The 24,900-nt window shown below is 71.3% G+C and carries 20 protein-coding genes; 13 read left to right on the top strand and 7 right to left on the bottom strand.

What is annotated here, in order from left to right; translation table 11 throughout:
• Nucleotides 1-52 precede the first annotated feature (52 nt).
• The 6 genes from ACQBAU_RS00365 to ACQBAU_RS00340 all read left to right on the top strand — a co-directional run bounded on the left by ACQBAU_RS00365 (nt 53) and on the right by ACQBAU_RS00340 (nt 9,594).
• On the top strand, nt 53-2,338 hold the full coding sequence (locus tag ACQBAU_RS00365; protein ID WP_465257133.1) for a DUF6049 family protein: 2,286 nt from the start codon (nt 53-55) through the stop codon (nt 2,336-2,338).
• Nucleotides 2,335-6,279: a murein biosynthesis integral membrane protein MurJ gene (murJ, locus tag ACQBAU_RS00360; protein ID WP_465257134.1), complete on the top strand. Its 3,945-nt coding sequence runs from the start codon at nt 2,335-2,337 to the stop codon at nt 6,277-6,279. Before ACQBAU_RS00365 ends, murJ begins: the two co-directional genes overlap by 4 nt.
• Nucleotides 6,276-6,878 carry an RNA polymerase sigma factor SigM gene (sigM, locus tag ACQBAU_RS00355; protein ID WP_465257135.1) on the top strand — a complete coding sequence of 201 codons (603 nt, stop codon included), beginning with the start codon at nt 6,276-6,278 and terminating at the stop codon, nt 6,876-6,878. Before murJ ends, sigM begins: the two co-directional genes overlap by 4 nt.
• A 124-nt stretch (nt 6,879-7,002) precedes the next feature.
• Nucleotides 7,003-7,398 carry a hypothetical protein gene (locus tag ACQBAU_RS00350; RefSeq protein ID WP_465257136.1) on the top strand — a complete coding sequence of 132 codons (396 nt, stop codon included), beginning with the start codon at nt 7,003-7,005 and terminating at the stop codon, nt 7,396-7,398.
• Nucleotides 7,399-7,558: 160 nt separating this feature from the next.
• A complete protein-coding gene (locus ACQBAU_RS00345) occupies nt 7,559-8,647 on the top strand; it encodes an ATP-dependent DNA ligase (protein ID WP_465257137.1) in 1,089 nt (362 codons plus the stop codon).
• Nucleotides 8,644-9,594, top strand: a complete 951-nt coding sequence (locus tag ACQBAU_RS00340) for a dienelactone hydrolase family protein (RefSeq protein ID WP_465257138.1) — start codon at nt 8,644-8,646, stop codon at nt 9,592-9,594. Before ACQBAU_RS00345 ends, ACQBAU_RS00340 begins: the two co-directional genes overlap by 4 nt.
• Before the next feature lie 4 nt (nt 9,595-9,598).
• Here ACQBAU_RS00340 and ACQBAU_RS00335 read toward each other — a convergent pair whose 3' ends face one another.
• From ACQBAU_RS00335 to ACQBAU_RS00320, 4 genes are all read right to left on the bottom strand, one after another.
• Nucleotides 9,599-11,056 (bottom strand): serine hydrolase domain-containing protein, encoded by a 1,458-nt coding sequence (locus ACQBAU_RS00335; protein ID WP_465257139.1) that lies wholly within the window; start codon nt 11,054-11,056, stop codon nt 9,599-9,601.
• Nucleotides 11,057-11,260: 204 nt separating this feature from the next.
• The gene (locus tag ACQBAU_RS00330; protein ID WP_465257140.1) at nt 11,261-11,767 is read right to left on the bottom strand and encodes an ArsR/SmtB family transcription factor; all 507 of its coding nucleotides are present in this window, start codon (nt 11,765-11,767) and stop codon (nt 11,261-11,263) included.
• A gap of 125 nt (nt 11,768-11,892) precedes the next feature.
• Nucleotides 11,893-14,958 (bottom strand): helix-turn-helix transcriptional regulator, encoded by a 3,066-nt coding sequence (locus tag ACQBAU_RS00325; protein ID WP_465259428.1) that lies wholly within the window; start codon nt 14,956-14,958, stop codon nt 11,893-11,895.
• Complete coding sequence (locus tag ACQBAU_RS00320; protein WP_434551434.1) at nt 14,955-15,194, bottom strand: hypothetical protein; 240 nt, start codon at nt 15,192-15,194, stop codon at nt 14,955-14,957. The genes ACQBAU_RS00325 and ACQBAU_RS00320 overlap by 4 nt, the downstream gene beginning before the upstream one ends.
• Before the next feature lie 108 nt (nt 15,195-15,302).
• On the opposite strand from ACQBAU_RS00320, the gene ACQBAU_RS00315 reads away from it, so the two are divergent.
• Nucleotides 15,303-16,453, top strand: a protein-coding gene (locus ACQBAU_RS00315) for an IS3-like element ISPfr10 family transposase (protein WP_465259427.1) whose coding sequence is annotated in 2 segments (ribosomal slippage) — nt 15,303-15,573 and nt 15,573-16,453 — 1,152 coding nt in all. Because the reading frame shifts where the segments join, the coding sequence is not laid out codon by codon here.
• A gap of 141 nt (nt 16,454-16,594) precedes the next feature.
• Here ACQBAU_RS00315 and ACQBAU_RS00310 read toward each other — a convergent pair.
• Nucleotides 16,595-17,866 (bottom strand): RNA polymerase sigma factor, encoded by a 1,272-nt coding sequence (locus tag ACQBAU_RS00310; RefSeq protein ID WP_465259426.1) that lies wholly within the window; start codon nt 17,864-17,866, stop codon nt 16,595-16,597.
• A gap of 69 nt (nt 17,867-17,935) precedes the next feature.
• The gene (locus ACQBAU_RS00305) at nt 17,936-18,289 is read right to left on the bottom strand and encodes a YciI family protein (protein WP_434551432.1); all 354 of its coding nucleotides are present in this window, start codon (nt 18,287-18,289) and stop codon (nt 17,936-17,938) included.
• A 328-nt stretch (nt 18,290-18,617) separates the two neighbouring features.
• Here ACQBAU_RS00305 and ACQBAU_RS00300 point away from each other — a divergent pair, with 328 nt between their 5' ends.
• Nucleotides 18,618-18,968 (top strand): histone-like nucleoid-structuring protein Lsr2, encoded by a 351-nt coding sequence (locus tag ACQBAU_RS00300; RefSeq protein ID WP_434551431.1) that lies wholly within the window; start codon nt 18,618-18,620, stop codon nt 18,966-18,968.
• A 41-nt stretch (nt 18,969-19,009) separates the two neighbouring features.
• Here the strand turns inward: ACQBAU_RS00300 and ACQBAU_RS00295 are convergent, their stop codons facing one another.
• Nucleotides 19,010-20,287: a mandelate racemase/muconate lactonizing enzyme family protein gene (locus ACQBAU_RS00295; protein WP_434551430.1), complete on the bottom strand. Its 1,278-nt coding sequence runs from the start codon at nt 20,285-20,287 to the stop codon at nt 19,010-19,012.
• Between the two features lie 103 nt (nt 20,288-20,390).
• On the opposite strand from ACQBAU_RS00295, the gene ACQBAU_RS00290 reads away from it, so the two are divergent.
• The 5 genes from ACQBAU_RS00290 (at nt 20,391) to ACQBAU_RS00270 (ending at nt 24,882) form a co-directional block, all read left to right on the top strand.
• Nucleotides 20,391-21,356, top strand: a complete 966-nt coding sequence (locus ACQBAU_RS00290; RefSeq protein WP_465259425.1) for a dihydrodipicolinate synthase family protein — start codon at nt 20,391-20,393, stop codon at nt 21,354-21,356.
• A complete protein-coding gene (locus tag ACQBAU_RS00285; protein WP_434551428.1) occupies nt 21,353-22,177 on the top strand; it encodes a sulfite exporter TauE/SafE family protein in 825 nt (274 codons plus the stop codon). The genes ACQBAU_RS00290 and ACQBAU_RS00285 overlap by 4 nt, the downstream gene beginning before the upstream one ends.
• A gap of 145 nt (nt 22,178-22,322) precedes the next feature.
• Nucleotides 22,323-22,988 (top strand): GntR family transcriptional regulator, encoded by a 666-nt coding sequence (locus tag ACQBAU_RS00280; RefSeq protein ID WP_465257143.1) that lies wholly within the window; start codon nt 22,323-22,325, stop codon nt 22,986-22,988.
• Between the two features lie 116 nt (nt 22,989-23,104).
• Nucleotides 23,105-24,283 carry an LLM class flavin-dependent oxidoreductase gene (locus ACQBAU_RS00275; protein ID WP_465257144.1) on the top strand — a complete coding sequence of 393 codons (1,179 nt, stop codon included), beginning with the start codon at nt 23,105-23,107 and terminating at the stop codon, nt 24,281-24,283.
• Nucleotides 24,283-24,882, top strand: coding sequence for a CE1759 family FMN reductase (locus ACQBAU_RS00270; RefSeq protein WP_465257145.1), 600 nt, complete (start codon nt 24,283-24,285; stop codon nt 24,880-24,882). Before ACQBAU_RS00275 ends, ACQBAU_RS00270 begins: the two co-directional genes overlap by 1 nt.
• Nucleotides 24,883-24,900: the final 18 nt, after the last annotated feature.

Raw genomic sequence — 24,900 nt, 5'->3', positions numbered from 1 at the left:
GCACCCGTCCAAGAGCATGGTGATCGTGGTGGACATCCCTAGGATTGGGTGGGTGACGAGCCGGCCCACCGCAGTTCGCCGACCCCGCTCCGGGGGACGGCCGCTGCCGGTGACGCTCCGGCTGCTGCTGGTGCTGCTGCTGGTCGCCGCCCCGCTGACGGTCGCCGTACCGGCCGAGGTCGCCACCGCCGCCGAACCGGCGCTGGTCCGGGTCGACCTGAACGAGCAGCAACCCACGGTCGCCCGCGCCGGCGACACGGTGCGGCTCAGCGGCACGGTCACCAACACCACCGACCGGCCGCTGTTCCACATCCAGGTGCTGATGTGGCGCAACCAGGCCCCCTACACCGACCTGGAACAGCTCGGCACGGTGCTGGCCTCCGAACCGGACCAGCCGATCGGGGCCCGCCTCACCGAGCCCAGCAACTACGTCGACCTGACCCAGAGCGTCGCCGCCCCCGACCTGCAGCCGAGCCTGGCGCCCGGCGAGTCGCTGCCGTTCACCGTCACCGCGACCCTCGACCAGCTCCTGCTGCCGCAGTACGACGCGGCGTACCTGATCGGGGTGCACGTCAAGGGCAACCCGGTCCGTGAGGACGCGACCCGACCCACCATCGGCCGCGGCCGGATCCTGCTGCCGGTCGTCTCCGGGGCCGGCGAGGGCGGCGCACCGGCCCGGACCACCTCGCTCACCTCGGTCGTGCTGCTGCGGTCCGCGCCGAGCCGGGTGGGCGCCGACCAGTTCATCGACGACCACCTCGCCGCCGAGGTCGCCCCGGGCGGCCGGCTGCGCACCCTGCTCGCCGGGGCCGCACGGGAGAACACGAGTTGGGCGGTCGACCCGGCGCTGGTCGACGACCTGGCAGTGATGGCGCGCGGCTACCTCGTCCGCGGCCCCGACGGGTTGCGGCCGGGTGCCGGGGCGGTCGACGCCGCCGCCTGGCTGGCCGAGTACGACGCCCTCGACGCCGGGGCCGGCTACCGGCTGCGGTACGCCCAACCCGACCTCGCCGCCCTCGCCCACCACGGCCAGGCCGAGCTGTTGGCGTACGGGGAACGCGCCGCCGACGCCGTGGACCGGACCCAGAACCTGCCACTGCTCGGATTCCCCGCCGACGGGCTCGCCGACGAGCAGACCCTCGAGCTGGTGCTGCAGGGCGAGGCGCAGGTGGTCCTGCTGTCGCAGACCAGCACCGGCTCCCCGCAGCTCGCCCGGGCCGACGAGCGTCCGGTCGTGTCGTTCGAGGCGGACGCGTTCGCCGGCGGGCCCGGACCCGAACCGGACGCACCGCTGAAGGTGCAGCAGCGGATGCTGGCGGCCGGGCTGATCCGCGCGCTGACCGGGGAACCGGTCGTCCGGCTCGTCACCACCGCCGACCAGCTCGGCCACGACACCGGCGCCGAGGCCCCCTACCTGGTCCGCGAACCCCTGCAGACGTTGGCCGCCGGCCAGCCGACCCTGGGGTACCCGCGGCTCACCATGCCCGCCGGGGCGGTGCCGCCCGAGCTGACCGCCGACCAGGTCGACGCCGTGGTCGACCTGACCGCCAACTACCGCGCGTACGAGGAACTGCTCGTCGCGCCCGGCCCGCTGGCGCAACATGCCGACTCGATCCTGGCGAGCGGGCTGTCGGCCGCCTGGCGGGGTCAGCCTGCAGCACAGGACACCTTCCTGCAGCCGGCCCGGGTCGCGATCGGCGGCATCCTGTCAGGTGACTCGGTCACCCTCGGCCAGCCGGTCCCGGCGATCCTCACCGGCTCGACCGGATCGTTCCCGCTGATGGTCACCAACAACCTCGACGTGGCCGTCCGGGTCCGGGTCGCGGTGACGTCGACGAACACCTCCCGGCTCGAGGTGCAGCCGGTCGACGAGGTGGTGATCCAGCCCGGCGAGACGATCCAGGTGCAGGTCGCCGCGCAACCGTCGGCGAACGGTGAGGTCGCGGTGATCGCCCAGCTCACCACGATGTCGGGCACCCCGCTCGGGCCACCCACCACCCGTACGGTCATCGCCACCCAGTACGGCACGGTCGGCTGGGCGATCGCCATCGCCGCCGGTGCGGCCTTCTTCATCACCGCCGCACTGCGGATCCGGCAGGTCCGCCGGGAACGGCTCCGCAAGGGTGAGCCGGAGTTGGAGCCGTCACTGACCTCGAGCGGTCCGGCGTCGAGCCTGACCACCGGCGCCCCGTCGGGCACGGTCGTCCCGGGCGAGGTCGTACCTGATCATGAACCCGTACGTGATCATGAGCCCGTACGTGATCATGAGCCCGTACGTGATCATGAGCCCGTACGTGATCATGAAGCCGGGGCCCCCGACGACGAGGGTCGGCCGTGACACCGGGACCCGATGACGACCAGACGGTGATCCGCCCGCCCGACGACGACTCGACGCGGATCCGGCCCCCCCTGGACCTGCGCGACGAACCGGTTGCTCCGTCCGCCCTCACGACCGAGCACGTGCCCGAACGCGCGGCCGAGTCGTACGACACCGACGGCACCGACGCCCACGACACCGACACCGACACCGACGAGAAGGCCCGGACCGCCAAGCAGATGGCGGCCACCCTGTTGATGGCCTCGGGCACCCTCGCCTCCCGGCTGCTCGGGTTCGTCCGGGCGATGCTGATCGCGATCGTGCTCGGCAACGGCACCCGGCAGGTCGAGATGTTCTCGCTGGCCAACACGGTGCCCAACATGATCTACGTGCTGCTCGCCGGCGGTGTGCTCAACACCGTGTTCGTGCCGCAGATCGTCCGGGCGATCAAGAAGCATGCCGACGGCGGCGAGGCGTACACCAACCGGATCCTCACCGCCTTCCTGGTGATCCTGGCCGCGGTGACCGTCGCCGCCACGCTCGCCGCCCCGCTGATCGTCGACGTGTACGTCAACGTGGCCTGGCAGGCCCCGGAACTGGCGATGCACCACGACAACATCGTGATGCTGACCTACCTGTGCCTGCCGCAGCTGTTCTTCTACGGGGTGCACGTCCTGGTCGGGCAGGTGCTCAACGCCCGTGAGAAGTACGGCCCGATGATGTGGTCGCCGATCGCCAACAACGTGATCGCGATCGCGGTGTTCGCGCTCTACCTGGTGGTCTGGGGCAGCGGCAACACCGCGGAGCCGTTCACCCCCGCCCAGGTGTGGGTGCTCGGCGGCGGCGCCACCCTCGGCATCATCGTGCAGGCCCTGATCCTGGTGCCGTTCATGAAGCGCGCCGGGTTCGTCTACCGCCCCCGGTTCGACCTGCGCGGCACCGGGCTCGGCCACACCTTCTCGCTGGCCCGGTGGACCCTGCTGTTCGTGCTGGCCACCCAGCTCGGGCTGGTCGTGATCACCCGGCTGGCCAGCTCCGCACCGGCCGACGGCTCCGGTGCCGGCTGGCACGCCTACAACCAGGCGTACCTGTTGTGGATCCTGCCGCACTCGCTGGTGACGGTGTCGCTCACCACCGCGATGCTGACCTCCGCCTCGGCGCGGGCCGCCCACCACGACCTGGCCGGGGTGGCGGCCGAGTCGATGCGGACGATGCGGCTCGCGTTGACCGCCCTGTTGCCGATGGCGGTCGCCTTCCTCGCGCTCGGGCTGCCGATCACCGAGCTGCTGTTCGGCAACGGCGAGGGCGCCGAAGACGCCCGGTTCCTCGGCTGGACCCTGATGGCGCTCGCCGTCGGGCTGGTCCCGTTCACCCTCAACTACGTCTGCCAGCGCACCTTCTACGCCCTCGAGGACACCCGCAGCCCGTTCCTGCAGCAGGTCATCGTGGTGGTGCTGAACGTCGGGTTCGCGCTGCTGCTGGTGCTGCCGTTCCGGGCCCCCGCGTTCGTCGCCCCCGCGCTCGGACTGGCCTACTCGCTCGCGTACGCCATCGGCTTCGGCATCTCCTTCGGCTGGCTCAAGCGGCGCCTCCCCCACCTGGACGGCAACCGGCTGCGACGACTGGCCGTACGGCTGCTGATCGCGGTCGCGCCGGGCGCGGTGCTGGCGTACGTGGTGTGCACCATCCTGGGCGCCGAGGCCGGGCAACTGGTCCGGGCCGGCCTGCTCGCCGGGTCCGGGATCATCGCCGTCGGATCGTTCATCGGACTGTCGCGGCTGTTCCACATCACCGAGGTCTCCGAGATCCTCAGCACCCTGCGGCGTCGGCGACCCGCGGACGGGGACCACGGGGACGGCGACGGCGGACCCGACGGCGGACCCGGCGGCGACGGGGAGGGCGGACCCGGCGATGACGGTGGACCCGCCGTTCGCGGCCGCAGGTTTGTTGACGAAGGCAACAATTCGGCGGCGGATCCGGACCGCCCCGGTGCTGCCACTGGCCCGAATGCGTCCGGGACGCCTAGCATCACTCCCGTAGCCGGTGCTGGGTCTTCCGTCGCCGGCCCGGGTTTTGCTGGGGCGCAGGACACCGAGACGTCCGCCCTCGCCGAGGCAGGTGGCATGAGACTGGAGACTGGGCGGCACGCGGCGAGCCACGGCTCGCCCGACTCCACCGTCCACGAGGCGGTCCCCACCGACGAGTCCCCGGCCGGCGCCACCGGGCAGTTCGACGGAACCGGGCAGTACGACGCCACCGAGCAGTTCGACCGGGCCGGTCCGTACGACGACATGACCGCCCTGCAGCCGGTCTCGGCGATCCGCGACGACGTGGCGTCGGGAACGGTGCTCGGTTCGCGGTACCGGCTCGAGGAGCAGATGGAGCTGCGCCACGAGGTGACCACCTGGCGCGCCTTCGACGCCGTGCTGTCGCGGTCGGTGGTGATCCACCTGTTGCCGGCCGGCGACCCACGGGCCGCCGAGGTGCTCGCCTCGGCCCGCCGTGCCGCGATCGCCACCGACTCCCGCTTCTTGCGGGTGCTCGACGCCGTCGAGTCGAACGATGACGAACACGGCTCGTACGTGGTGTGCGAGTACTCGCCCGGGCAGAACCTCACCACCCTGCTGGCCGGTGGTCCGCTGTCCGCCCTCGAGGCCGCGTGGGTGGTCCGGGAGGTCGCCGACGCGATGGCCGGGGTGCACGCCCTCGACCTGTACCACCTGCGGATCAGCCCGGACACGGTGTGGATCACCCCGACCGGCAACGTGAAGATCGGCGACATGGCGATCCGCGCCGAGCTGCGACCCGGCGCCGAACTCGACCCGTCCGATCCGGCGACGCTGAAGCGGGGCCGCACCGCCTTCCAGCCCGAGACCCCTGAGGCGCACGACGTCGCCGACCTGGGCCGGCTGCTGTACGCCTGCCTGGTGCACCGCTGGCCCGGCGGTCACCGGTACGGGATGGAGGCCGCCCCGGTGAACGGGGCCGACGGCTGGTTGACGCCGCGCCAGGTGCGCCACGGCGTCTCGCCGGCGCTGGACCGGATCTGCGACCAGATCCTGACCGCCCGGCCCCGGCAGGGCGACTCGCTGCGGTCGGCGACCGAGATCGTGACCGCGTTGACCCGGGTGCTCGGCACCGCCGACGCCTCCGGCGACCTGGAGCGCCGGCTGCAGCAGCCGGTGCCGCAGGTGGTGCCGGAGGAGGGCGAGCCGATCGTCCCCACCGAGACGCCGCTGGAGACCTACTACGCCCAGGCCAACACCGACCGGCACGGCCCGGCGTCCCCGGAGACCCCGACCGGGGCGTTGACCGCGGCGACGACCGAACCGCCATCGGGCCGGCGCTGGCTGCTCGGCGCGATCATCGTGCTGCTGGCGATCCTGCTGATCGCGATCATCGCAGTCGCGGCCCAACTGCAACGCTCCGGCGACGAGGGCCCGACCACCACACCGACGGCGGAGTCCTCGCTGCCGCCGGCCGAACCGACGGTCCACACCATCACCGGCGGGATCGACTTCGACCCCCAGGGCGACGGCCGCGAGGAGAACCGCGAACAGGTGCCACTGGCGTACGACAAGAACCCCGAGACCGGCTGGACGACCGACCGCTACCGGGGCAACCCCGCGTTCGGCGGGCTCGGCAAGGACGGCGTCGGGATCGTGGTCGACCTGGGCAGCCCGGTCCGGGTGAGCCAGGTGAAGCTGTTGCTGGCCAACTCCGGGGCGGACCTCGAGGTGCTCGTACCGAAGGAGGGTGCGGACTCGATCACCGAGCCGCCGCTGGCCTCGGTCGAGGACTGGCGTAGCGTGGCCCAACAGGCCAAGGCCGACGAGGAGCTCACGGTGGAGCTGTCCGAGCCGGAGACCACGCGGTTCGTGCTGGTGATGTTCACCTCGTTGGCGCCGGACGGTGGCAACAACTACCGGGCCGGGGTGAACGAGATCGAGGTGAGTGGGTGACGTCGGAGACACGGCAGGCATCGGTGAACGATGCCGAGGAGCTGTCCGACGAGGCACTGCTCGCCGCACACGTCGCCGGCGACCCGGCCGCGTTCGGCCAACTCGTCCGCCGCCACCAGGACCGGCTCTGGGCCGTCGCGTTGCGCACCATCCGACACGGCGAGGACGCCGCCGACGCGCTGCAGGACGCCTACATCTCCGCCTACCGCCGGGCCGGGTCGTTCCGCGGCGACTCGAAGGTGACCACCTGGCTGCACCGGATCGTGGTGAACGCCTGCCTGGACCGGATCCGGCACAACAAGGTGCGCAAGGCCGACGCACTGCCCGACGACCACGACCGGATGGCCGACCTCGCCTCGCGGGCGACGAGTCAACCCGACCTGGTCGCCCAGGGTGCCGTCCGCGCCGACATCGCCAGCGCCCTGAACGAGCTCAACCCGGACCAGCGGGCCGCCCTGATCCTGGTCGACATGGAGGGCTACTCGGTGGAGGAGGCCGCGACCATGTTGGGCTGCGCCACCGGCACCATCAAGAGCCGCTGCTTCCGCGGCCGCGCCAAGCTGGTCCCGCTGCTGGAGCACCTCCGGGAGCCGTCATGATGCCGCTTCCGGAACGGACGTCACTGCGGGGGAACCCGCTGGAACCGGTCGTACGTCACAAGGGGGTGCCCGACTCGGATCGGGACCCCTGCCGTACCCAACCGCAGCCGGACGTGGAGCCGAAATGACGCATCTCTCGCCAGCCGAACTGGATCACCTGACCACGGGTCAGCTGTCCGTGGCCGACCTCACCGACGCGCAGCTCGACCATGCCCTGGAGTGTCCCGACTGCTCGCCGGCCCTGACCGCCGCCAGCTCCGGGCAGGACGCCGTCGCCACGGCCTTGGCCACCGACCCGTCTCCGACCATGCCGGCCGACGTGGTGGCCCGCCTCGACGCCGTGCTCGCCGCCGAATCCCGCCGCCGCACCTCCGGCACCGCCGACCGGGAAGCCGCCGCCGCGCACGCCGCCCACGCCAAGCGGTTCACCCTCGGCACCTTCGGCGACAACTCACCCCACCGGGCCCCGACCCCGCACAAGGCCACCCCACGCGAGGACCGGCACCGCACCACCCACTGACGCCGCTGGGCTGACGTGAAGAAGGGCGTCTGAGCGACATACGCGACACATACGTCCACGTGTGTCGCTGTAGCGCCCACTTTTACGAGCCCATCGACCCTGGGGGACGTCTCGACGAGCTCGACGGGCGTGACCGCGGAGCAGGGGCTAGGTTGACCTCGTGGACCTTCCCGTGAACCCGCCGGTGCAGCCGATGTTGGCCAAGGCGGTCAAGCAGGTGCCCGATCCGGCGAAGTTTCCGGGCGGGTTGTCGTTCGAGCCGAAGTGGGACGGGTTCCGCTGCTTGGTGTTCCGCGACGGGGACGAGGTCGAGCTCGCCTCCCGCAACACCAAGCCGCTGACCCGCTACTTCCCCGAGGTGGTCGAGGCCGTCCTCGAGCAGACCCCGGATCGGTGCGTCCTCGACGGGGAGATCTTCGTCGCGATCGGGCCCCGGCTGCAGTTCGAGGTGCTGCAGGACCGGATCCACCCGGCGGCGTCGCGGATCACCAAGCTGTCGCAGGAGACGCCGGCCGGGTTCGTCGCGTTCGACCTGTTGGCGGCGGGTGACGAGTCGCTGCTCGACCAGCCGTTCGCCGTCCGGCGGGAGCGACTCACCGAGGTGTTGGCCGGCGCGCCCGGTCCGGTGCACCTGACCCGCACCACCACCGACCGCGACACCGCGGTCCGCTGGTTCGACCAGTTCGAGGGGGCCGGGCTGGACGGGGTGATCGCCAAGCCGCTGGACGCGCCGTACGAACCGGGCGTCCGCTCGATGATGAAGGTGAAGCACGAACGTACCGCCGACGTGGTGGTCGCCGGCTACCGGCTGCACAAGACGTCGACCCCGGACAAGCCACTGCTCGGCTCGCTGCTGCTCGGGCTGTACGCCGACGACGGCGAGCTGCAGCACGTCGGGGTGGCCGCCTCGTTCACCGCCGCCCGGCGGGCCGAGCTGATCGCCGAACTCGCACCGCTGGTGTGCGACCTGGCCGACCACCCGTGGGGCAAGTGGCACGAGTGGGCGATCGCCAACCCCGACAGGTCCCCCGGCACGCAGAGCCGGTGGAGTGCCGGCAAGGACCTGTCGTTCACACCGCTGCGGCCCGAGCGCGTGCTGGAGGTCAAGTACGAGGCGATGGAGGGGCGCCGGTTCCGCCACACCGCCCACTTCAAGCGGTGGCGCACCGACCGGGACCCTCTAAGCTGCGGCTACGACCAGCTGGAGCAGCCGGTCAGCTACGACCTGGCGGAGGTGCTCGGAGGATGAACGTGCCGACCGGAGAACGCGTGCGCACCACCGAGCACGTGCCGACCCGCGAACAGTGGCGGGACTGGCTGGGGATGCGGCCCGACCCGGACGCCCAGACGGGCGTCGGCACCGTGTCCGGCCACGTCACCGAGCTGACGGTGACCTCGTGGGGCACCACCTTGGAGTGCCGCTGGCAACGGCCCACGGGTCGCCAGCTCGGTACGGTGCTGGTGCCGTTCTACTCGGTGGAGACCGTCTTCGGCCAGCCGACCGCCGACCGCCCGCGACCGACCACCAACGCGGTCGCCGACCGGTTCCTGGAGCGTGGGCTCGCGGTGGTCGCCGTCCCGTGGTGGGCCGAGGTGGAGGCGATCGCGACCAACATGCCGCGCGACTCGCTGGTCGCCAAGTACGACACCCCGGCACGGCGGTTCCTGGCACGCAACGCCGGGACCTCGCTGGGCCGGGCGCTGGCGGAGCTCGAGCTCGCGGTCGAGGCGTGGCGGGGTGCCGGTGGCACCGGTCCGCTCGGCGTGATGGGCCACTCGTTGGGTGGCAAGCTCGCGCTGTGGTTCGGCGCCCTCAACTCCGACGTCGCGGCCGTGATCGCCCACGAGATGGGTCTGGGTTGGGAGGCCTCCAACTGGTTCGACCCGTGGTACCTCTCCGATGCCGACGGCGAGCCGCTGACCCCACCGGCCGGGATGGACGCCCTGCTCGACCTGATCGCCCCCCGCCCGTTCCTGTACGGCGGGGGCGGCGGCCAGGGTGCCGGGTTGGCGTACGACGGTCCCGGCAACGAGGCGACCGTGGCACGCAGCCTCGACCGGGTCGGCAACAAGCCCCGCTGGCTCGACATCATCCGCCACAACAACGGGCACGCGATGCCACGGCACGTGGTCGCCGCGATGGCCGACTGGTCGGTCAGCCGATTGATCCGGGCCGCCTCCGACCGCCCCGACTGACCGCTCAGAACGACAGGAACGCGGCCCCGGCGATCAGCGACTTCAGCACCACCAACAGGGCGGACGGGACGACCCACTTCTCGGGCCTCGTCGGCAACGACTCCCAGCGGCGTACGGTGAGCGCGCCGATGATCAGCGCCAGGCCGAGCAGGAACCCGTACGCCCAACCGCCGACCACGACCCATGGTCCCTGGGTCCAACCCAGCACCAGGCCCGCCACCATCACGAACGCTCCGCCGACCAGGCCGAGGCGGTGCTTCGACCGGATCGCGGTGAGCAACGACCAGCCCAGCAGCAGGGCGGCGATCCCGTACATCACCCAGTAGCTGGCGGCCGAATCACGGCCCGTCGGCGGGTTCTCCGGGATCTGGTCGCCGTCGGAGGTGGCGAGTCGGAGGCCGAGGGTGTCGACCCACCGGGCGGTGTTGCCCATCACCAGGTAACCGCGGCCGGCCTCCCGGTCGAGGGCGAGCATCGTGCGGAAGCCGCCGGTGCCGCCGTTGTGCCAGGTGATCGTGCGGCCGTTGCCCTCGGAGACGCGCCAGACCCGTCCGACCTCGTTCCCCTCACCGAGTTCCAGGGTCGGCTCCATCGCCTCCACACCGGGGGCGGTACCGGCCAACAGGCCCTGCCCCCAGGCCGTCATGTCGGCGGCGTTGGTGAAGGTGGACACCCCCGCCGGCAGGTAGAACTCACCGGACCACCGCGGTGCACGGAGCCCGTTCGGGTGGTGTCCGATCGCGGCCAGCTCCGGGATGTCGGCCGCCGTGGGAGCCGGCACGGTGTGCTCCATCCCGACCGGGGTGAAGACCCGCTGCTGCACCAGGGTGGTCCAGTCGCCGGCGTCCGCCGCGTTGGCGAGGGCATGGCCGAGCAGGCTGATGCCGAGGTTGGAGTAGAAGAACTCACCGGGGGTCTGCAGCGGGGTCCGCTTGGTGCGGTCGATCTCCCGCTGGTAGGTGGTGCCGGCGTACAGGTCACCGTTGGTGAAGAGCGCAGGCAGGCTACCGAGCGCGGTCTCGGTGGTCAGCGAGGGCAGCCCGGACGTGTGCTGGGCCAGGGATTCCAGCGTGGCGCCACCGGCGGGCGTGCCGGCCAGCTCGGGCAGGTACTGCTCTAGCTTGTCGTCCGGGGAGACCTCACCGTTGTCGATCGCCTCCTGGTAGAGCGCGGCGGTGAACGTCTTGGTGATCGACCCCAGCTCGTACGGCGTCGCCTCCGTCGGCGGGGGTCCGTCGAGCACCCCGTACGGCGAACCGAGACCGGTCCAGGTGGCGTCCTCGGCGGTGAACTCGACGACCACCAGGCTGCGGTAGCCGTCGTCGGCATCGATGGCCGACTTCACCTTGTCGGCAAGCGCCTGGTCCCCGGCGACCTGGTCACCGAGCCGCTGGTGCTTCGGCCCGAGCAGCCAGCCGATCAGGACCCCGATCACCAGCAGTCCGACCACGGCGATCAGCACCGGCCGGCGCCCCCTCGAATCAACGCCCGTCGAGCTTGTCGAGACGTCCGTCGAGCCTGTCGAGACGTCCGTCGAGCCTGTCGAGACGTCCCCCCTCGACAAGCTCGGGGAGCGTGAGGACTCGCTAGGGGAGCGTGTGGGTTCGCGGTCGTCGGGTTCATTGCTCATGCTCGGCCTCTCATCCTGGTGGGAAGTCGGTGGGAGTCAGGTCGTGGTGGCGGTCAGGATCGCGAGCAGCGGGACGATCCGGTCGGCGGGGATCTCGTACCGACCGCGTCCGGTGGTGTGCAACCAGCCGCCGGCGATCAGCGCCCGCAGGTGGTGGTGGAGCTGCCCGGTGGTGCCGAGCCCGGCGGCCGTGGTCAGTTCGGCGGTGGTGTGCACACCGCTGAAGACCTGCTTCAGTAGGGCCAGCCGGACCGGGTTCGCCAGCGCGTCCAGAGCCGGGACGGCCGAGGCCCAGTCCCGGTCCTCGAGCGCGTCGGTGGGCAGCCCGTACTGCCAGCGGGCGCGGCCCGCTCCGGGGACCTCCACGCTGCCCACCAGCATCACCGCACCCGGCGAGTCGACGCGTTCTTCCAGGCCGGTCAACGCCCAGAAGGCGTCGCCGGTACCGGGCGGGACGGACGCCGGCTCGGTGGGCGCGGCCTCGGCCAGCCGCTCCTCAAGGGCGCGGACCCGGCGCTCGAGGTCGTCCAGCCGATCGGTCATGACAGCGATAGTACGTAACTACGTACTTTCGTGCAAACGGAGTAAGGCGCCCAACTCGGCGGCGCACGTGAGCCGACCGGACCCAGGGGCAGCGCGGCGGCCCACCAGCCCTGGGTCAGCCTGGCTCAGGAACTGACAGCCCGGACGGGCTCCAGCAACCCAGCCCGTCGGGCCCGGGCAGCGGCATCGCCGCGGTTGTTCGCCTCCAACTTGGCGATGATGTTGGAGACGTGCACGCTGACCGTCTTGGTGCTGATGAACAGCTCCCGGCCGATCTGCGCGTTCGACCGGCCGTCGGCGACCAGGGTCAGCACCTCGTACTCCCGCGGTGTCAGCACCCCACCACCCGGACCGGCCGCACCGATCCGCTGCCGCAGGGCGGCGACCTGCCCGGCCAACGGGTGCATCCCCATCCGATCGGCCTCGCTCGCGGCGAGCTCCAACGGCTCCGCGGCAGCGGCCCGGTCCTTCGCAGCCACGTACGCCTTGGCCAACCGGAGCCGGGCGTACGGCCGCAGGTAGACCGGTCCGGCCGGACCGGCGAGTGCCTCGATCGCGGCCTGCCATGCCTCCACGGTGTCGTCGAGCTCGGCGACCGCGAGCGGCCGCAGGGCACGCCCGAGGCTGACCCCGGGCCGGTCCGGCTCGAGCAGGTCACGCACGATCCGTTCGGCGTCGGCCGGGCTGCCCGGCTCATGGCTCGCCCGGGCCGCGATGTGCAGCATCCGGTAGAGCCTGCCCCACCCCAACCGGCCGGCGGCGGCCAGCTCCGGGGCGACGATGTCCCACACCTCGTCGGTGCGGCCGGACCACCACGCGTACTCGGCCTCGGTCCACCGCCAGAAGGTGCGGTACTCCGCCAGCCGGCCGGCCCGTCCCGCCCGGTCGAACGACAACTCGTGCAGCCGGGGCCCGGCCAAATCGAACCGTCCCTGCCAGGTGTCGAGCCACGACTGCACCAGCCCGACGTGCACCCGGTGGTGTCCGACCGGGGCGATCTCGAAGGCGCCGGTCAACAGCTCCCGCGCCCGGGCCCAGTCACCGAGGTCGAACAGCGCCTCGGCCGCGTTCCCGAGCAGCATCGTGCCGGCACCGCGGGTGAGTCCGTACGCCTTCGACAGCTCGTACCCCGCCAGCGCCACCTCCGCCGCCTCGGCCGGTCGACCCGCCGTGGTCAGCGCATCGGACAGGTTGACGTGGTAACGCAACTCCAGCCAGTCGTCGCCGTCGGTGTACTGCCAGCTCTCGTGCAGCCGGGCGAGCCCCTCCTCCTCGCGGCCCATCCGGACCAACGTAGCGCCGAGGGTGTTGAGCGCACCGCCGAGTTGGCCGCGGGCGCCGGTCCGCCGACAGATGTCGATCACCTCGAGGGCAACCTGCTCCGACTCCTCCGACCGGCCCGCCAACATCAGCTGGATGGCGTACATCTCCAGTGCCGCGACCCGTTCCGGGGTGTCACCGGTCGGGCCGGCGAGCTCGACGGCGCGTTCGGCGACCGCGGTCGAGTCGCCGACGCCGGGACTCGCGTCGGTCAGCATGCCGATCGCGCTCGCCTTGATCACCAGCCGCCGTACGGCATCGGCCGGCTCGGTCTCGGCATCGGTCTCGGCCAGGGCGGCGGTGATCAACTGCAGCCCGCGGGCGCTCTCGGAGACCCGTCGGGCGGTCAGCGCGGCCCGCTCCAGCACCATCGCGTGCGGCGGTGCGCCGGCCCGGTCGAGATCGGCCTGGTCCCACAGCTCCAGCACCCGCTCGTACATGTGGAGTTGTTCGTACGGGCTGGGGCTCGACCCGGTCGCCGCGAGCGCCGCCTCGAACGCCTGCTGCACGCGGTGTGCGGCGAACCAGTGGTGGGCGAGCTCGCTGTCGAGGTGGCTGGTCACCAGCTCGGGGCGCCGGGTCAACGCCTCGGCGAACTGCACGTGGCTGCGAACGTGTTCGCCGGGCAGCAGGTCTTCGTGGACCGCCTCCCGCAGCAGGGCGTGCCGGAACGCGTACCCGGTCCCGTCGGCGCGCACGATGCCGTGGTCGACCAGCTCCCGCAGCGCCGCGTCCAGCGTCATCGGGTCGGCCCCGGTGGCCTCGGCCAACAGGTCGTGACCGACCGAGGTGCCGGCGGTCGACATCGCCTGCACGACCTGTTGGGCCTGCGCCGACACCTCCAGGATGCGGACCAGCAGTGCGTCGCGCAGGTTGTCGGGCAGGTTGCCGTCGCCCTTGCACATCGCCGCGCCGAGCTCGGCGACGAAGTAGGGCACCCCTTCGGTGCGTTCGTGCACCGAGGTCACCGTCTCCTCGCTGACCGCACACTGCATGACGTGCGGCAGCAGCTCGGCCACCTCGGTACGGGTCAGCCGGGGCAGCTCGACCCGTTCCAGGTTGCCGAGTCGGGCGATCTCGGCGACGAACGGCCGCAACGGGTGGCGTCGGTGGAGCTCGTCGCTGCGGTACGAGACGAGCAGGCACACCTGGGCCGAGCACAGCGTCTGGGTGAGGAAGCGGATCAGGTGGCGGGTGGCCTCGTCGGCCCAGTGCAGGTCCTCCAGCACGACCAGCAGCGGCTGCACCGCGGCCGCCCGTTCCAGCAGCCGGCCGACCGCCTCGAACAGTCGCAGTCGTTCCCCGTCCAGCGTCGGGGCCGGACCCAGCGCGGGGATGAGCGCCCCCAGCGTGTCACTGCCGGCACCGGCCCACTCCACGACCGTCTCCTGGCCGTGTCGCTCGATCAGCTGCCGCAGCACCGCGGCCACCGGGACGAAGGGCAGGCCCTCCCCGCCCAGCGGCACGCAGTCGCCGGCCACCACCTGCGGCGGTCGTGGGTCGTCGGCCAGGGTGCGGACCAAGGTGTCGATCACGGTCGTCTTGCCGCCACCGGCCTCGGCCGCGAGGAGGACCGTACGGGCTCCGGCGCGGGTGTCGCCCCACACCTCGACCAGGCGGTCGAGCTGCTGCTGGCGGCCCACGACGGGGAGGTCCTCGCACGACACGACTCCCATCGTGGCACGAGACGCTGACAGGACTGGTCGGAGCAGCGACACCGACGCCCCGCCGCCGGCGACCGACCCCCCGCCGCCGGCAACCGACATCGGGGGGACGTTGCGGCGGGCCGGCATCGCCAACGGTGTCGCCGCGACCGTCCGCTCGGTCGACGGCGCCGCAGGGAGGGGCGGCGCCGACGGGCCGGGGGTCACGCCGCTCCCCCGACCGGGCGGGTGACTGCCGAGCGGGCTCCGCGTCGGTCCGAGGTCGCGGGCACGACCGGGGTGGTCCCGGGGACCCGGCGGGCCGCACGGCGGGCCTGCCGCTCGGCACGACGCCGGGCACGCCGCTCGGCCGCGATCTGCTTGGCGAGTCTGGCCTCGGTGGCGCGGTCGACCAACTGACCGTGCTCCAGGCGGTAGGTGGTGTGGGTCCAGTAGTCGCTCATGGATACAACAGTGCAGCTGAGTCCCTGGGCTGACCCCGTTTTGTAGGTCCGGTGGTTCTGGGAGTCGTCCTGTCGCCCGTGGTTGCGGGCAGGGAGACTGGTCAGATCATGTCGAACATCAGGAAGCGTCACACCCCGGAGCAGGTCGTCCGCAAGCTCGGGCAGGCCGACAGGATGCTCGCCGACGGCAGCGACATCGCCGCGGTGTGTCGGGAGCTTGGGATATCCGAGCAGACGTATTACCGGTGGCGTAACCAGTACGGCGGACTGAAGGCCGACGACGCGAAGCGTCTCAAGGAGCTGGAGAAGCAGAACGCCACGCTCAAGCGATTGCTGGCCGAAGCGGAGCTGGAGAAGGCCGCGCTCAAGGAGCTGGCCGAGGGAAACTTCTAGGCCCGGGCAGGCGCCGCGCCGCCGTCTCGCACCTGATCAGGACACTGCAGGTGAGCGAGCGGATGGCGTGCCGTCTGGCCGGGCTGAGCAGGTCCGCGTACCGTCGCCCGCTCAAGGGCGACACGGTCGCCGACCCTGATCGCGCGTTGCGAGACTGGCTGCGCGCGTGGGCGAAGAAGCATCCCCGCTACGGGTACCGGCGGGCGTATCACGACGCCCGGGGTGAGGGCTGGGCGGTGAACCACAAGAAGATCCAAGGCCTCTGGCGAGCCGAAGGCCTCCGCGTCCCGCAGCGGCGACGCCGCAAGCGTGTCGGATCCTCGACCGTCGACGCCCCGGCGGCGGTCGCACCGAACCTCGTATGGGGTGTGGACTTCCAGTTCGACGCCGACGAGCGGGGCTGCCCGATCAAGATCTGCTCCATCGTCGACGAGCACACCCGCGAATGCATCGGCGGGCTCGTGGAGCGGTCGATCACCGCCGACCGGCTCACCGCCCACCTCGAAGAGCTCGTCGCCGTCCGCGGAGCACCGGGTGTGCTCCGCAGCGACAACGGGCCCGAGTTCATCAGCGACGCGATGGCCGACTGGGCGGGTACCCGCACCGGCCTGTTCTACATTCCGCCCGGCTCGCCCTGGCACAACGGATACGTCGAATCGTTCAACAGCCGCCTCCGCGACGAGTGTCTCAACATCAACAGCTTCTACTCACTGCTGCACGCTCAGGTCGTGATCGGCGACTGGAAGACCGAGTACAACCATCAGCGTCGGCACTCATCGCTCGGCTACCTACCCCCGGCCGAGTACGCTCGGCAGTGCACCCATCAAATCGAAACCGACGACTCACAGAGCGACCGGACCGAATGAAGGGGGCGGCCCATCCCCCTCCCGCACATCAGACGATCTGCTGATTTTCTGCGGTCATCAGCTGAGGCAGGCTGTCTGAGGTACCTCAGACGAAGTCGTACGCGGCCGCGCGGTCATCACGACATTGCGGTTGCGCGGTCATCACGACAGCGCGGTTGCGCGGGCCCTGAGGTGGGCGACCTCGGCCGGGGTACGGGCCAGGTCGGCGGCGCGCCCGTACGCCACCGCCGCCTCGGCGTACCGCTCCAGTCGTGCCAGCACGTGGCCGCGGGCGGCGTACCAGTGCGGTTGGCGGGCCAGCCCCGGGTCGTCGGCCAGCTCGTCGAGCAGCGCCAGCCCGCGCTCGGGCCCGTCGGCCCAGCCGACCGCGATCGCCCGGTTGAGCGCCACCACCGGCACCGGCGTCAGGCCGTACAGGATGTCGTACAGCAGCCGGATCTGCAGCCAGTCGGTCGCCTCGGCGGTGGCGGCCTCGTCGTGCACCGCGGCGATCGCGGCCTGGATCGACCAGCTGGTGGGTGGGTGGTCCCGCAGCGCGGCCTCGGTGAGCCGTACGCCTTCGGCGATCAGGTCGGCGTCCCAGCGGCGGCGGTCCTGATCGGCCAACGACACCGCGACCCCGGACGCGTCGACCCGGGCGGCGCGACGGGCGTCGGTGAGCAGCATCAGCGCCAACAGGCCGGTGACCGACGGGTCGCCCGGGAGTCGGCGGTGCAGGATCCGGACCAGCCGGACGGCCTCGTCGGCGAGGTCGTCGCGGACCAGGTCGGTGTGGTCGGTGGCGGCGTAGCCCTCGGAGAACACCAGGTAGCACACGTGCAGCACCAGGCCGAGCCGCTCGGCCAGCTCGTCGGGCCCGGGCACCCGGAACGGGATCCGGCTGCGCTCGATCTTGCGCTTGCCGCGGGTCAGCCGTTGCGCCATCGTCGCGGTCGGCACGAGGAAGGCGGTGGCGATCTCCTCGGTGCTGAGTCCGGCCACGTACCGCAAGGTCAGGGCGGTCTGGGTGGCGGTGTCGAGGGCCGGGTGACAGCAGGCGAAGAACAACTGCAGCCGGTCGTCGGGCAGGTGCTCGTGGTCGGCCTCACCGGCGGTGGCCGGGTCGGTCGCCGGGCCGAACGGGTCCGGCGCGCGTCGCGGGTCGGCGTCGGCGTGCAGCAGGGCGAGCTTTCCGGCGAGCACGGCGTCACGCCGGATCCGGTCGAGCGCCTTGCGCCGGGCGGTGGTCGCCAACCAGGCCAGCGGATGGTCGGGGACCCCGGTCCGCGGCCAGCTCTCGGCGGCGGCCAGGAAGGCCTCCGCGCTGACCTCCTCGGCCAGGTCGAAGTCGCCGAACCGGGAGACGAGCAGGGCCAGCAGGCGGCCGCGTTCCTCGCGGAACACCTGACCCAGCGGATCGTCCGCCGGTCCCACCGGCCCCGCCGGTCCCACCGGCCCTGTCGTCATCGTCGTCCCAGCCTCACGTCGGCACCTCGGCGACCCTCAGAACTTCATCCAGGGCCGGACCTCGATCCGACCGTACTTGGCGCCAGGGTGCTTGCCGGCCCACTCGAGGGCGGCGTCCAGGTCGGGGACGTCGATCAGGTTCCAGCCGCCGAGGTATTCGCGCGACTCGGCGAACGGGCCGTTGGTGACCAGCCGCTCGCCGGTCGGGTCGACCTGCACGCTGGTGCCCTCCTCGTACGGCCCCGCCACGCCCCAGTCGACGCTGACGCCGGCCCGTTCGGTCTCCCGGACGTACGCGTCGAACTCCTCCGGATTGGGTTCACCGGTGGTCGGCGGTACGGGCATCCCCTCGCCCTCGCGGAACCCCATCACCAACAAGATGTACTTCATGGTCGTCTCCTTCGTTGTCGGGTGGTTGACGTGAGGGAGACGAACGGGATCGGGTCCCGTCGACAGCACCTCGGGAGAAAGTTTCTCGAATCGTCCGATGCTGTCACGACCGAGGTCCGAGAAACTCGTCAGCGACAAAGTCGACACATCAGCCAAAGTCGGCACGAATGGCACCACCATGCGGCTACGCTCGGCGCTGACTGCCTGTGGAGGGGCTGGTCGCGGTGTGCCCGGCGGCGCTGTGCAGGAATGGGGCTTGCCCGGGAATCGGGCTTGCCAGGGCAATGAGCGGGCTCACCAGAAGATGGCCTGAGAGGTTGGAAAGACCATGGCGAAGCAGATCATCACGCAATTGATCGACGACATGACCGGAGAGGTCCTCCCGGAGGGGGAGGGCGAGACCATCCGGTTCGGTGTCAACGGGGTGTCCTACACCATCGACCTGGGGCGCGAGAGCGCCCGACAGTTCCGCGAGGCGCTCGCGCCGTACGTCGAGAACGCCGAGCGGGAGCCCGGCACGACGCGGTCGAGCATCGAGCCCCGCCGGTCGAGTCCGCGCACCGATCCGGAGCAGGTGAAGGCGGTCCGTGACTGGGCGCGCGACAACGGGTACCAGGTGAGTGACCGTGGCCGCATCCCGACCCGGGTGCTCGAGGCCTACCACGACCAAGCCGGCTGAGCCGGCCACAACGCCGGACAGAGCTCAACGCCGGACAGAGCTCAACGTCGGAAGCCATCGAAGGCGCCGGCGGTGGGCAACCAGGCCTCGGCGGCCTGCCATGCGGCATCGAAGTCGCTCGTGCCGTCGTCGAGTCGCACCGACAGGTACGGCTCGGCCGCTCGCACCTGCCCCCAGCCGATGTTGCGCGCCTCCAGCCAGGCCGACCGGAAGCTGCGGTGATGCCGGATCTCGCCCAGCGCATCGCCCACCGACAACACGTGGCGCGGCGGCGCGGGAGCGGGTTCGGACCCGGTCACGGTGTAGCGCGCCAGCGCATCGGGGTCGAGCTCGACGCCGAGACCGGGCGCCATCGGCACCTCCGCGACCCCGTCGGCCATGGTGATCGGGTCCGTCACCAGCGGGTGCTCCAACATCATGGCGCAGGTGACGACCGGCCACCGGGCCGCCGGACCGGCCGCGCTGAGGTGGAGGGCGTACGTGGTGGTCAGGTCGGTGCCCAGCATCTGCAGCCAGCCAGCCTTGTTGAAGTGGTCGGCGACGGCCAGCTGCTGCATCAGTTCGGTGACGCCGTCGGTGGCGAACACGAACCCATCGACGGCATCGGACTCCAGCAGCTGACGGCTCCAGGGCGCCCGCCAGTGTTCGGCCAGCGGGCGGGCGAGGGCATCGCGTACGGCCACCAGATCGTTGGTCGAGTCGATGCGGCAGGGGCTCTCCAGGATGCCGACCGCCCGCAGGTCGGCGAGCGGCTGCAGCACCGACAGGGCTTCCCCCCGCGTGCGCAGCATTCCGTTGAAATCGAGGTCGAGGCTGTAGCCATCGCCGACCTCCGCCACGATCTTCCGGGCAACCTCGGGGAGGTCCATCCACGGATAGGCCTTGATCTTGTGGGTGCGGTAACCCGCGTCGTGAGCCGCCCTGGCCTCGGCGGCCCACTGATCACGCGGCGTCAGGCTGGAGCTCCACCACGACACCGGTACGGTGCGGCGATGGCACTGGGCGCCGAGCAGCTGCCACACCGGCACCCCGAGTTGCCGTCCGAGCAGGTCGTGGGCCGCCATCTGGATGGCACGCCCCAGCCAGTCCCACCCCCGGACCTCCGCCGGCGACCGCCCGATCACCTGGGACACGGTGCCGGCCTTGGTCACCTGGTGGACGTACGGCTGCTCGCCGATCCCGACAAGGTTGGGATCGTCGGTCAGCAGTCGGACCACCTGCAGGTCACGCAGTTGCGGAACGTCCAGCTCGGCCCAGCCGCGCACCCGATCGGCGAACGGGATCCGGACGTGGCTGACTTCGACCTCGGTGATGATCATGACGCACGTTCTTCCTGTTGGAGTCGAGCCTGATGCCTGTCGAGCGTGTCCCAACGCCCGTCGAGCTTGTCGAGATGCCCCCCCTCGACAAGCTCGGGGAACGGTGGCCGAGACGCGTCTACGCTTTGTGTATCATATTCCAAATTCTTCTCAACGTGGCAAGGAGCTGTTGATGATTGCGCTGCAGGGCTTGGTGCCCATTGCCCCCACCCCGTTCGACGGGTCGGGGCAGTTGGACCTCGACTCCCTCGACAGCGTTCTTGATCGTCTTGTCGCGGCCGGCGTCGACGGGGTCGCGGTGCTCGGGATGGCCAGTGAGGCCATCACCCTCACCGATGACGAGCGCCTGACCGTCATTCGCCGGGCGGCGGGCCACCTGGCCGGACGGGTCCCGCTGGTTGCCGGCTGCAGCCACGTCAGCCCCGAGGCGGTGGCCGGTCTCGCCGCCGCGTCGCATGCTGCCGGGGCGGCGGTGTTGATGGTGATGCCCCCCAGCATCGGCCGGCCTGACGACCGGGCCCTGTGCGGCTACTTCCTGGCAGCGGCCGATGCGTCCGAAGCGGTGGTGATGATCCAGGACAATCCCGGATGGCACGGGGTGGCCCTGTCGATGGCGGTGTACCACGAGCTCGCACCCCATCCGAACATCGGCTTCGCCAAGATCGAGACCGCCCACCCGCCCACCACCATGGCCGAGGTCGGCGAGCGGGTCGGCAACCACCTCGCGATGTTGGGCGGACAGGCCGGCACCTGGCTGCCCGAGGAGCTGGCCCGTGGCATCGTGGGCACCATGCCGGGCGCCATCATGCCTGAGGTCTACCGCAAGATCTGGGACCTGTGGCACGCCGGCGACCGCGAGGCCGCGGTCGCGCTGTTCGATCGCCACCACCCGCTGATCCGGGTGACGAGCACCCCCCGACTGGGCATCGGCATGACCAAGCTGCTGCTGGCCCGAGCCGGTGTGATCGCCAACCCTCGCGTACGGGGTCCCTTTCCGCAGCTCGGTCCGGCGGACGTGGCCGATCTCGATGCCGTCGTCAGCCGACTCATGCAGCCGGACTGCCCGTGACCTTCGCGGGGTCGGAGTTCGGGCTGATCACGGTGCTGCTGGTGGCCCTGGTCAGCCTCGCGATCGGTGCGGGCCTCGGATCGACCGGGTACGGCGGCTTCCTGCTCCCCGCGGCCCTGGCCGGGCTCACCGCCATGGCGGCGCCGACCGCGGTCGCCCACGGGCTGGCGAGCACCCTGCTGCCGGCCGCCCTGGCCGCCGGACTCCACCTGCGTCACCACACCGGGCCATCGCCGTGGCGCTACTTCGGATTGCTGTGCCTGGGCACCGCACCCGGTGTGATCCTCGCCCGGCTGATGGTCGACAGGGTGGACCAGGTCACCCTGCGCGCCGTGCTCGGCGTCGCGGTGATCGCGGCCGCCGTGCTGATCATGGTCAACCGTCGGGCGCGGGCTCGGGTGGTCGAGCAACCCACCCGGCGACGGTTGCACCGACTGACCCCGCTGGTGGTGGTGCTGGCCGGCACCGTGGCGGGTGCGGCGACCGTGCTCGCGGGTGTCGGCGGCCCGCTGGTGACGATCCCGGTGCTACTCGCCTTCGGCATCAGCCTCGCCACGGCGTTGCCCGCCACCTTGTTGCACGCCGTGGTCGCGACGATCATGGCGCTGGCGGTGCTGGTGCTGCCGACCGGTTCGGAGGCCACCGTGTCGCTGCTGGATCCCTGGCTGCTGATCGTGGCGACGGTGGCCATGCTCGCTGGCACGCTCGCCGGGGTGGCGATCCACCGGCGGGTCGCCACCGAGCGCATGGTGCTGCCGATCGCGGTTGTCTCGGCCGCAAGCGGGCTCTGGCTGCTGGTGACGGCACTGGCGGCGACATGAGTCGAGCAGCCACGAGTCGAGCAACCCTGAGTCGAGCAGCCCTGAGTCGAGCAGCCGCGGGTGAGGTGACCGCTGGTCGGGCGTCCCGGTGGACGGCACACCGTGTCCGGCGCTGGGCGGCGAGCGGTTCGGCAATAATGACGCCATGACGTCGCCCCAACTGGAGATCCCTGCGCTCACCCCAGGTGGCAGCCTGGCCGAGCAGGTCCGCGACGCCCTGCTGCAGGCCATCCGGACCGGCGCACTGCCGCCGGGCACCAGATTGCGGGAGATCCCGTTGTCGGAACACTTCGGGCTGTCGAAGACCCCGGTCCGCGAGGGGCTGCGACTGCTGGAGGCCGACGGGGTCGTCCAGGTCGTGCCCCGGCGGGGCGCGATCGTGGCGTCCTTGGCGCCGGCGGCGGTGCAGCACCTCTACGACTTCCGGCTGATCCTCGAGGTCGCAGCAGCCCGCGCTGCGGCGACCTCGGACGAGTCCGGCGACCGGTTGCGCTCGCTGCACCGGGCGATGAGCCGCTCGTTGACCGAGGCCGACCCCACCCCGTTCCTGCAGCTCGACCTCGAACTGCACTGTGAGATCAGTCGGATGGGGGGCAATCCCGAGCTCACCGAAGCCATCAGGCGGGTGCAACAGCGCATCCAGGCCACTCGGCAGCGGGTGGCGGTGACCGCGCGGCTGAAGGTCGCCCATCGACAGCACGGCGAGCTGATCGCGGCGATCAACGCCGCGGACCCCGATCGGGCCGAGGTCTGCATCACCGAGCACATCACCTCGGCCTGTGCCCATGTGATGGGCGAGCTCGGAGCCTGACCCCGCGGAGCTCGGTGCCTGAGCCGTCTCGCGCCGACAGCCGGGCGGTGGGTGGGAATAGATGGTCCGGCGCCCCTGTTGATATGGTTGAATCGTCAATCTTTTGAGGAGCAATCATGCAGGTGGGCATCTTCAGCATCGGTGACGTGACCACCGACCCGACCACGGGCCGCACGCCGACCGAGCACGAGCGCATCAAGGCCACCGTCGAGATCGCGAAGAAGGCCGAGGACATCGGACTGGACGTGTTCGCCACCGGTGAGCACCACAACCCGCCGTTCATCGCCCCCGCGAACCCGACGGTCCTGCTGGCACACCTGGCCGCGCAGACCGAGCGGCTGATGCTGTCGACCGCGACCACGTTGATCACCACCAACGACCCGGTGCGGCTGGCGGAGGACTACGCGTACCTGCAGCACCTCGCCGACGGCCGCATCGACCTGGTGATGGGCCGCGGCAACACCGGCCCGGTCTACCCGTGGTTCGGGCGCGACATCCGTGACGGCATCGAGCTGGCGGTGGAGAACTACGCCCTGCTGCACCGGCTGTGGCGGGAGGCGAACGTCGACGCCGAAGGCAAGCACCGCACGCCGTTGCACGGCTTCACCGCGACCCCGCGGCCGCTGGACGACGTGCCACCGTTCGTGTGGCACGGCTCGATCCGGTCGCCCGAGATCGCCGAGCAGGCCGCGTACTACGGTGACGGCTTCTTCGCCAACCACATCTTCTGGCCGGCGTACCACTTCCAGCGGCTGATCGCGCTCTACCGGAAGCGGTACGAGCACTACGGGCACGGCAGGGCCGAGCACGCCTACGTCGGGCTGGGTGGCCAGTTCTTCATGCGCAAGAACTCGCAGGACGCCGTACGGGAGTTCCGCCCGTACTTCGACAACGCCCCGGTGTACGGCCACGGCCCGAGCCTGGAGGAGTTCACGGCCCAGACGCCGCTGACCGTCGGCAGCCCCGACGAGTTCGTGGACCGGACCCTCGGCTTCACCGAGACGTTCGGCCCGTACCACCGCCAGCTGTTCCTGATCGACCACGCCGGCCTGCCGTTGCAGACCGTGCTGGAGCAGCTCGACCTGCTCGGCGAGGTGCTGCCGCAGCTGCGGCACGAGTGGGAGCTGCGGACGCCGGCCGACTTCCCGGCACCACCGACCCACGCCGGACGGCTCGCGGCCCAGCTGGCCCAGCCGCCGGCCGAGCCGGCCGACGAACTGGATGCCGTCACCGAGGGCATCGACGATCCGCTCGAGGCGGCCAAGGCGCTGCTGCGGGCCAAGGAAGGGAACTGATGACCACACACCAGCTCGTCGTGCTGACCGGTGGGATGGGGCAGCCGTCGACCTCGCGGTTGCTCGCGGACCGGCTGGCCGATGCCGTACGGGAATCGCTCGCGCTGCGTGAGGAGCAGGTCGAGGTGGCCGTGTTCGAGCTCCGGGAGCTCGCCCATGACACCACCCGCGCCCTGGTCAATCAGATGGAGTCCGAGGCCCTGCTGGCGGCGAAGCAGGCCGTGATCGGTGCCGACGCGTTGATCGTGGTGAACCCGGTGTTCAACGGTGGGGTCTCGGGGATCGTGAAGTCGTTCCTGGACCTGTTCACCCCCGACGACCTGACCGGCAAGCCGGTGCTGCTCGGCGCGACCGGCGGCAGCGAACGTCACTCGCTGGTGCTGGAGTACGCGTTGCGGCCGATCTTCACCCACCTGCGGACGTGGACCGCGCCCACGGGGGTGTTCGCCGCGACCGGTGACTGGGGTTCGGGGGCCGGCCCGACCGAGCGGATCCGCCGTGCCGGTGGCGAGCTCGCCGAGTTGATCATGTCGCGCCCGCAACGCAAGCAGGCCGACCCGTACGACGACGTGGTGCCCTTCGCCCAACTGCTGGGCTGAGGGGTCCCGCTCCGGTTG

It is taken from the genome of Carbonicoccus niuqiaonis (assembly GCF_050157065.1).
Taxonomy (GTDB): Bacteria; Actinomycetota; Actinomycetes; order Propionibacteriales; family Propionibacteriaceae; genus Avipropionibacterium.
Note: the sequence above shows the minus strand (reverse complement) of the source record. Positions and strands in the feature narration are given on the sequence as shown.

What these genes read in the sequence shown, in the direction of transcription:
- ACQBAU_RS00350 (WP_465257136.1), top strand. Translation starts at nt 7,003, where the DNA reads ATGACGCATCTCTCGCCAGCCGAACTGGATCACCTGACCACGGGTCAG.
- ACQBAU_RS00340 (WP_465257138.1), top strand. Translation starts at nt 8,644, where the DNA reads ATGAACGTGCCGACCGGAGAACGCGTGCGCACCACCGAGCACGTGCCG.
- ACQBAU_RS00330 (WP_465257140.1), bottom strand. Translation starts at nt 11,767, where the DNA reads ATGACCGATCGGCTGGACGACCTCGAGCGCCGGGTCCGCGCCCTTGAG.
- ACQBAU_RS00320 (WP_434551434.1), bottom strand. Translation starts at nt 15,194, where the DNA reads ATGAGCGACTACTGGACCCACACCACCTACCGCCTGGAGCACGGTCAG.
- ACQBAU_RS00305 (WP_434551432.1), bottom strand. Translation starts at nt 18,289, where the DNA reads ATGAAGTACATCTTGTTGGTGATGGGGTTCCGCGAGGGCGAGGGGATG.
- ACQBAU_RS00300 (WP_434551431.1), top strand. Translation starts at nt 18,618, where the DNA reads ATGGCGAAGCAGATCATCACGCAATTGATCGACGACATGACCGGAGAG.
- ACQBAU_RS00295 (WP_434551430.1), bottom strand. Translation starts at nt 20,287, where the DNA reads ATGATCATCACCGAGGTCGAAGTCAGCCACGTCCGGATCCCGTTCGCC.
- ACQBAU_RS00280 (WP_465257143.1), top strand. Translation starts at nt 22,323, where the DNA reads ATGACGTCGCCCCAACTGGAGATCCCTGCGCTCACCCCAGGTGGCAGC.
- ACQBAU_RS00275 (WP_465257144.1), top strand. Translation starts at nt 23,105, where the DNA reads ATGCAGGTGGGCATCTTCAGCATCGGTGACGTGACCACCGACCCGACC.
- ACQBAU_RS00270 (WP_465257145.1), top strand. Translation starts at nt 24,283, where the DNA reads ATGACCACACACCAGCTCGTCGTGCTGACCGGTGGGATGGGGCAGCCG.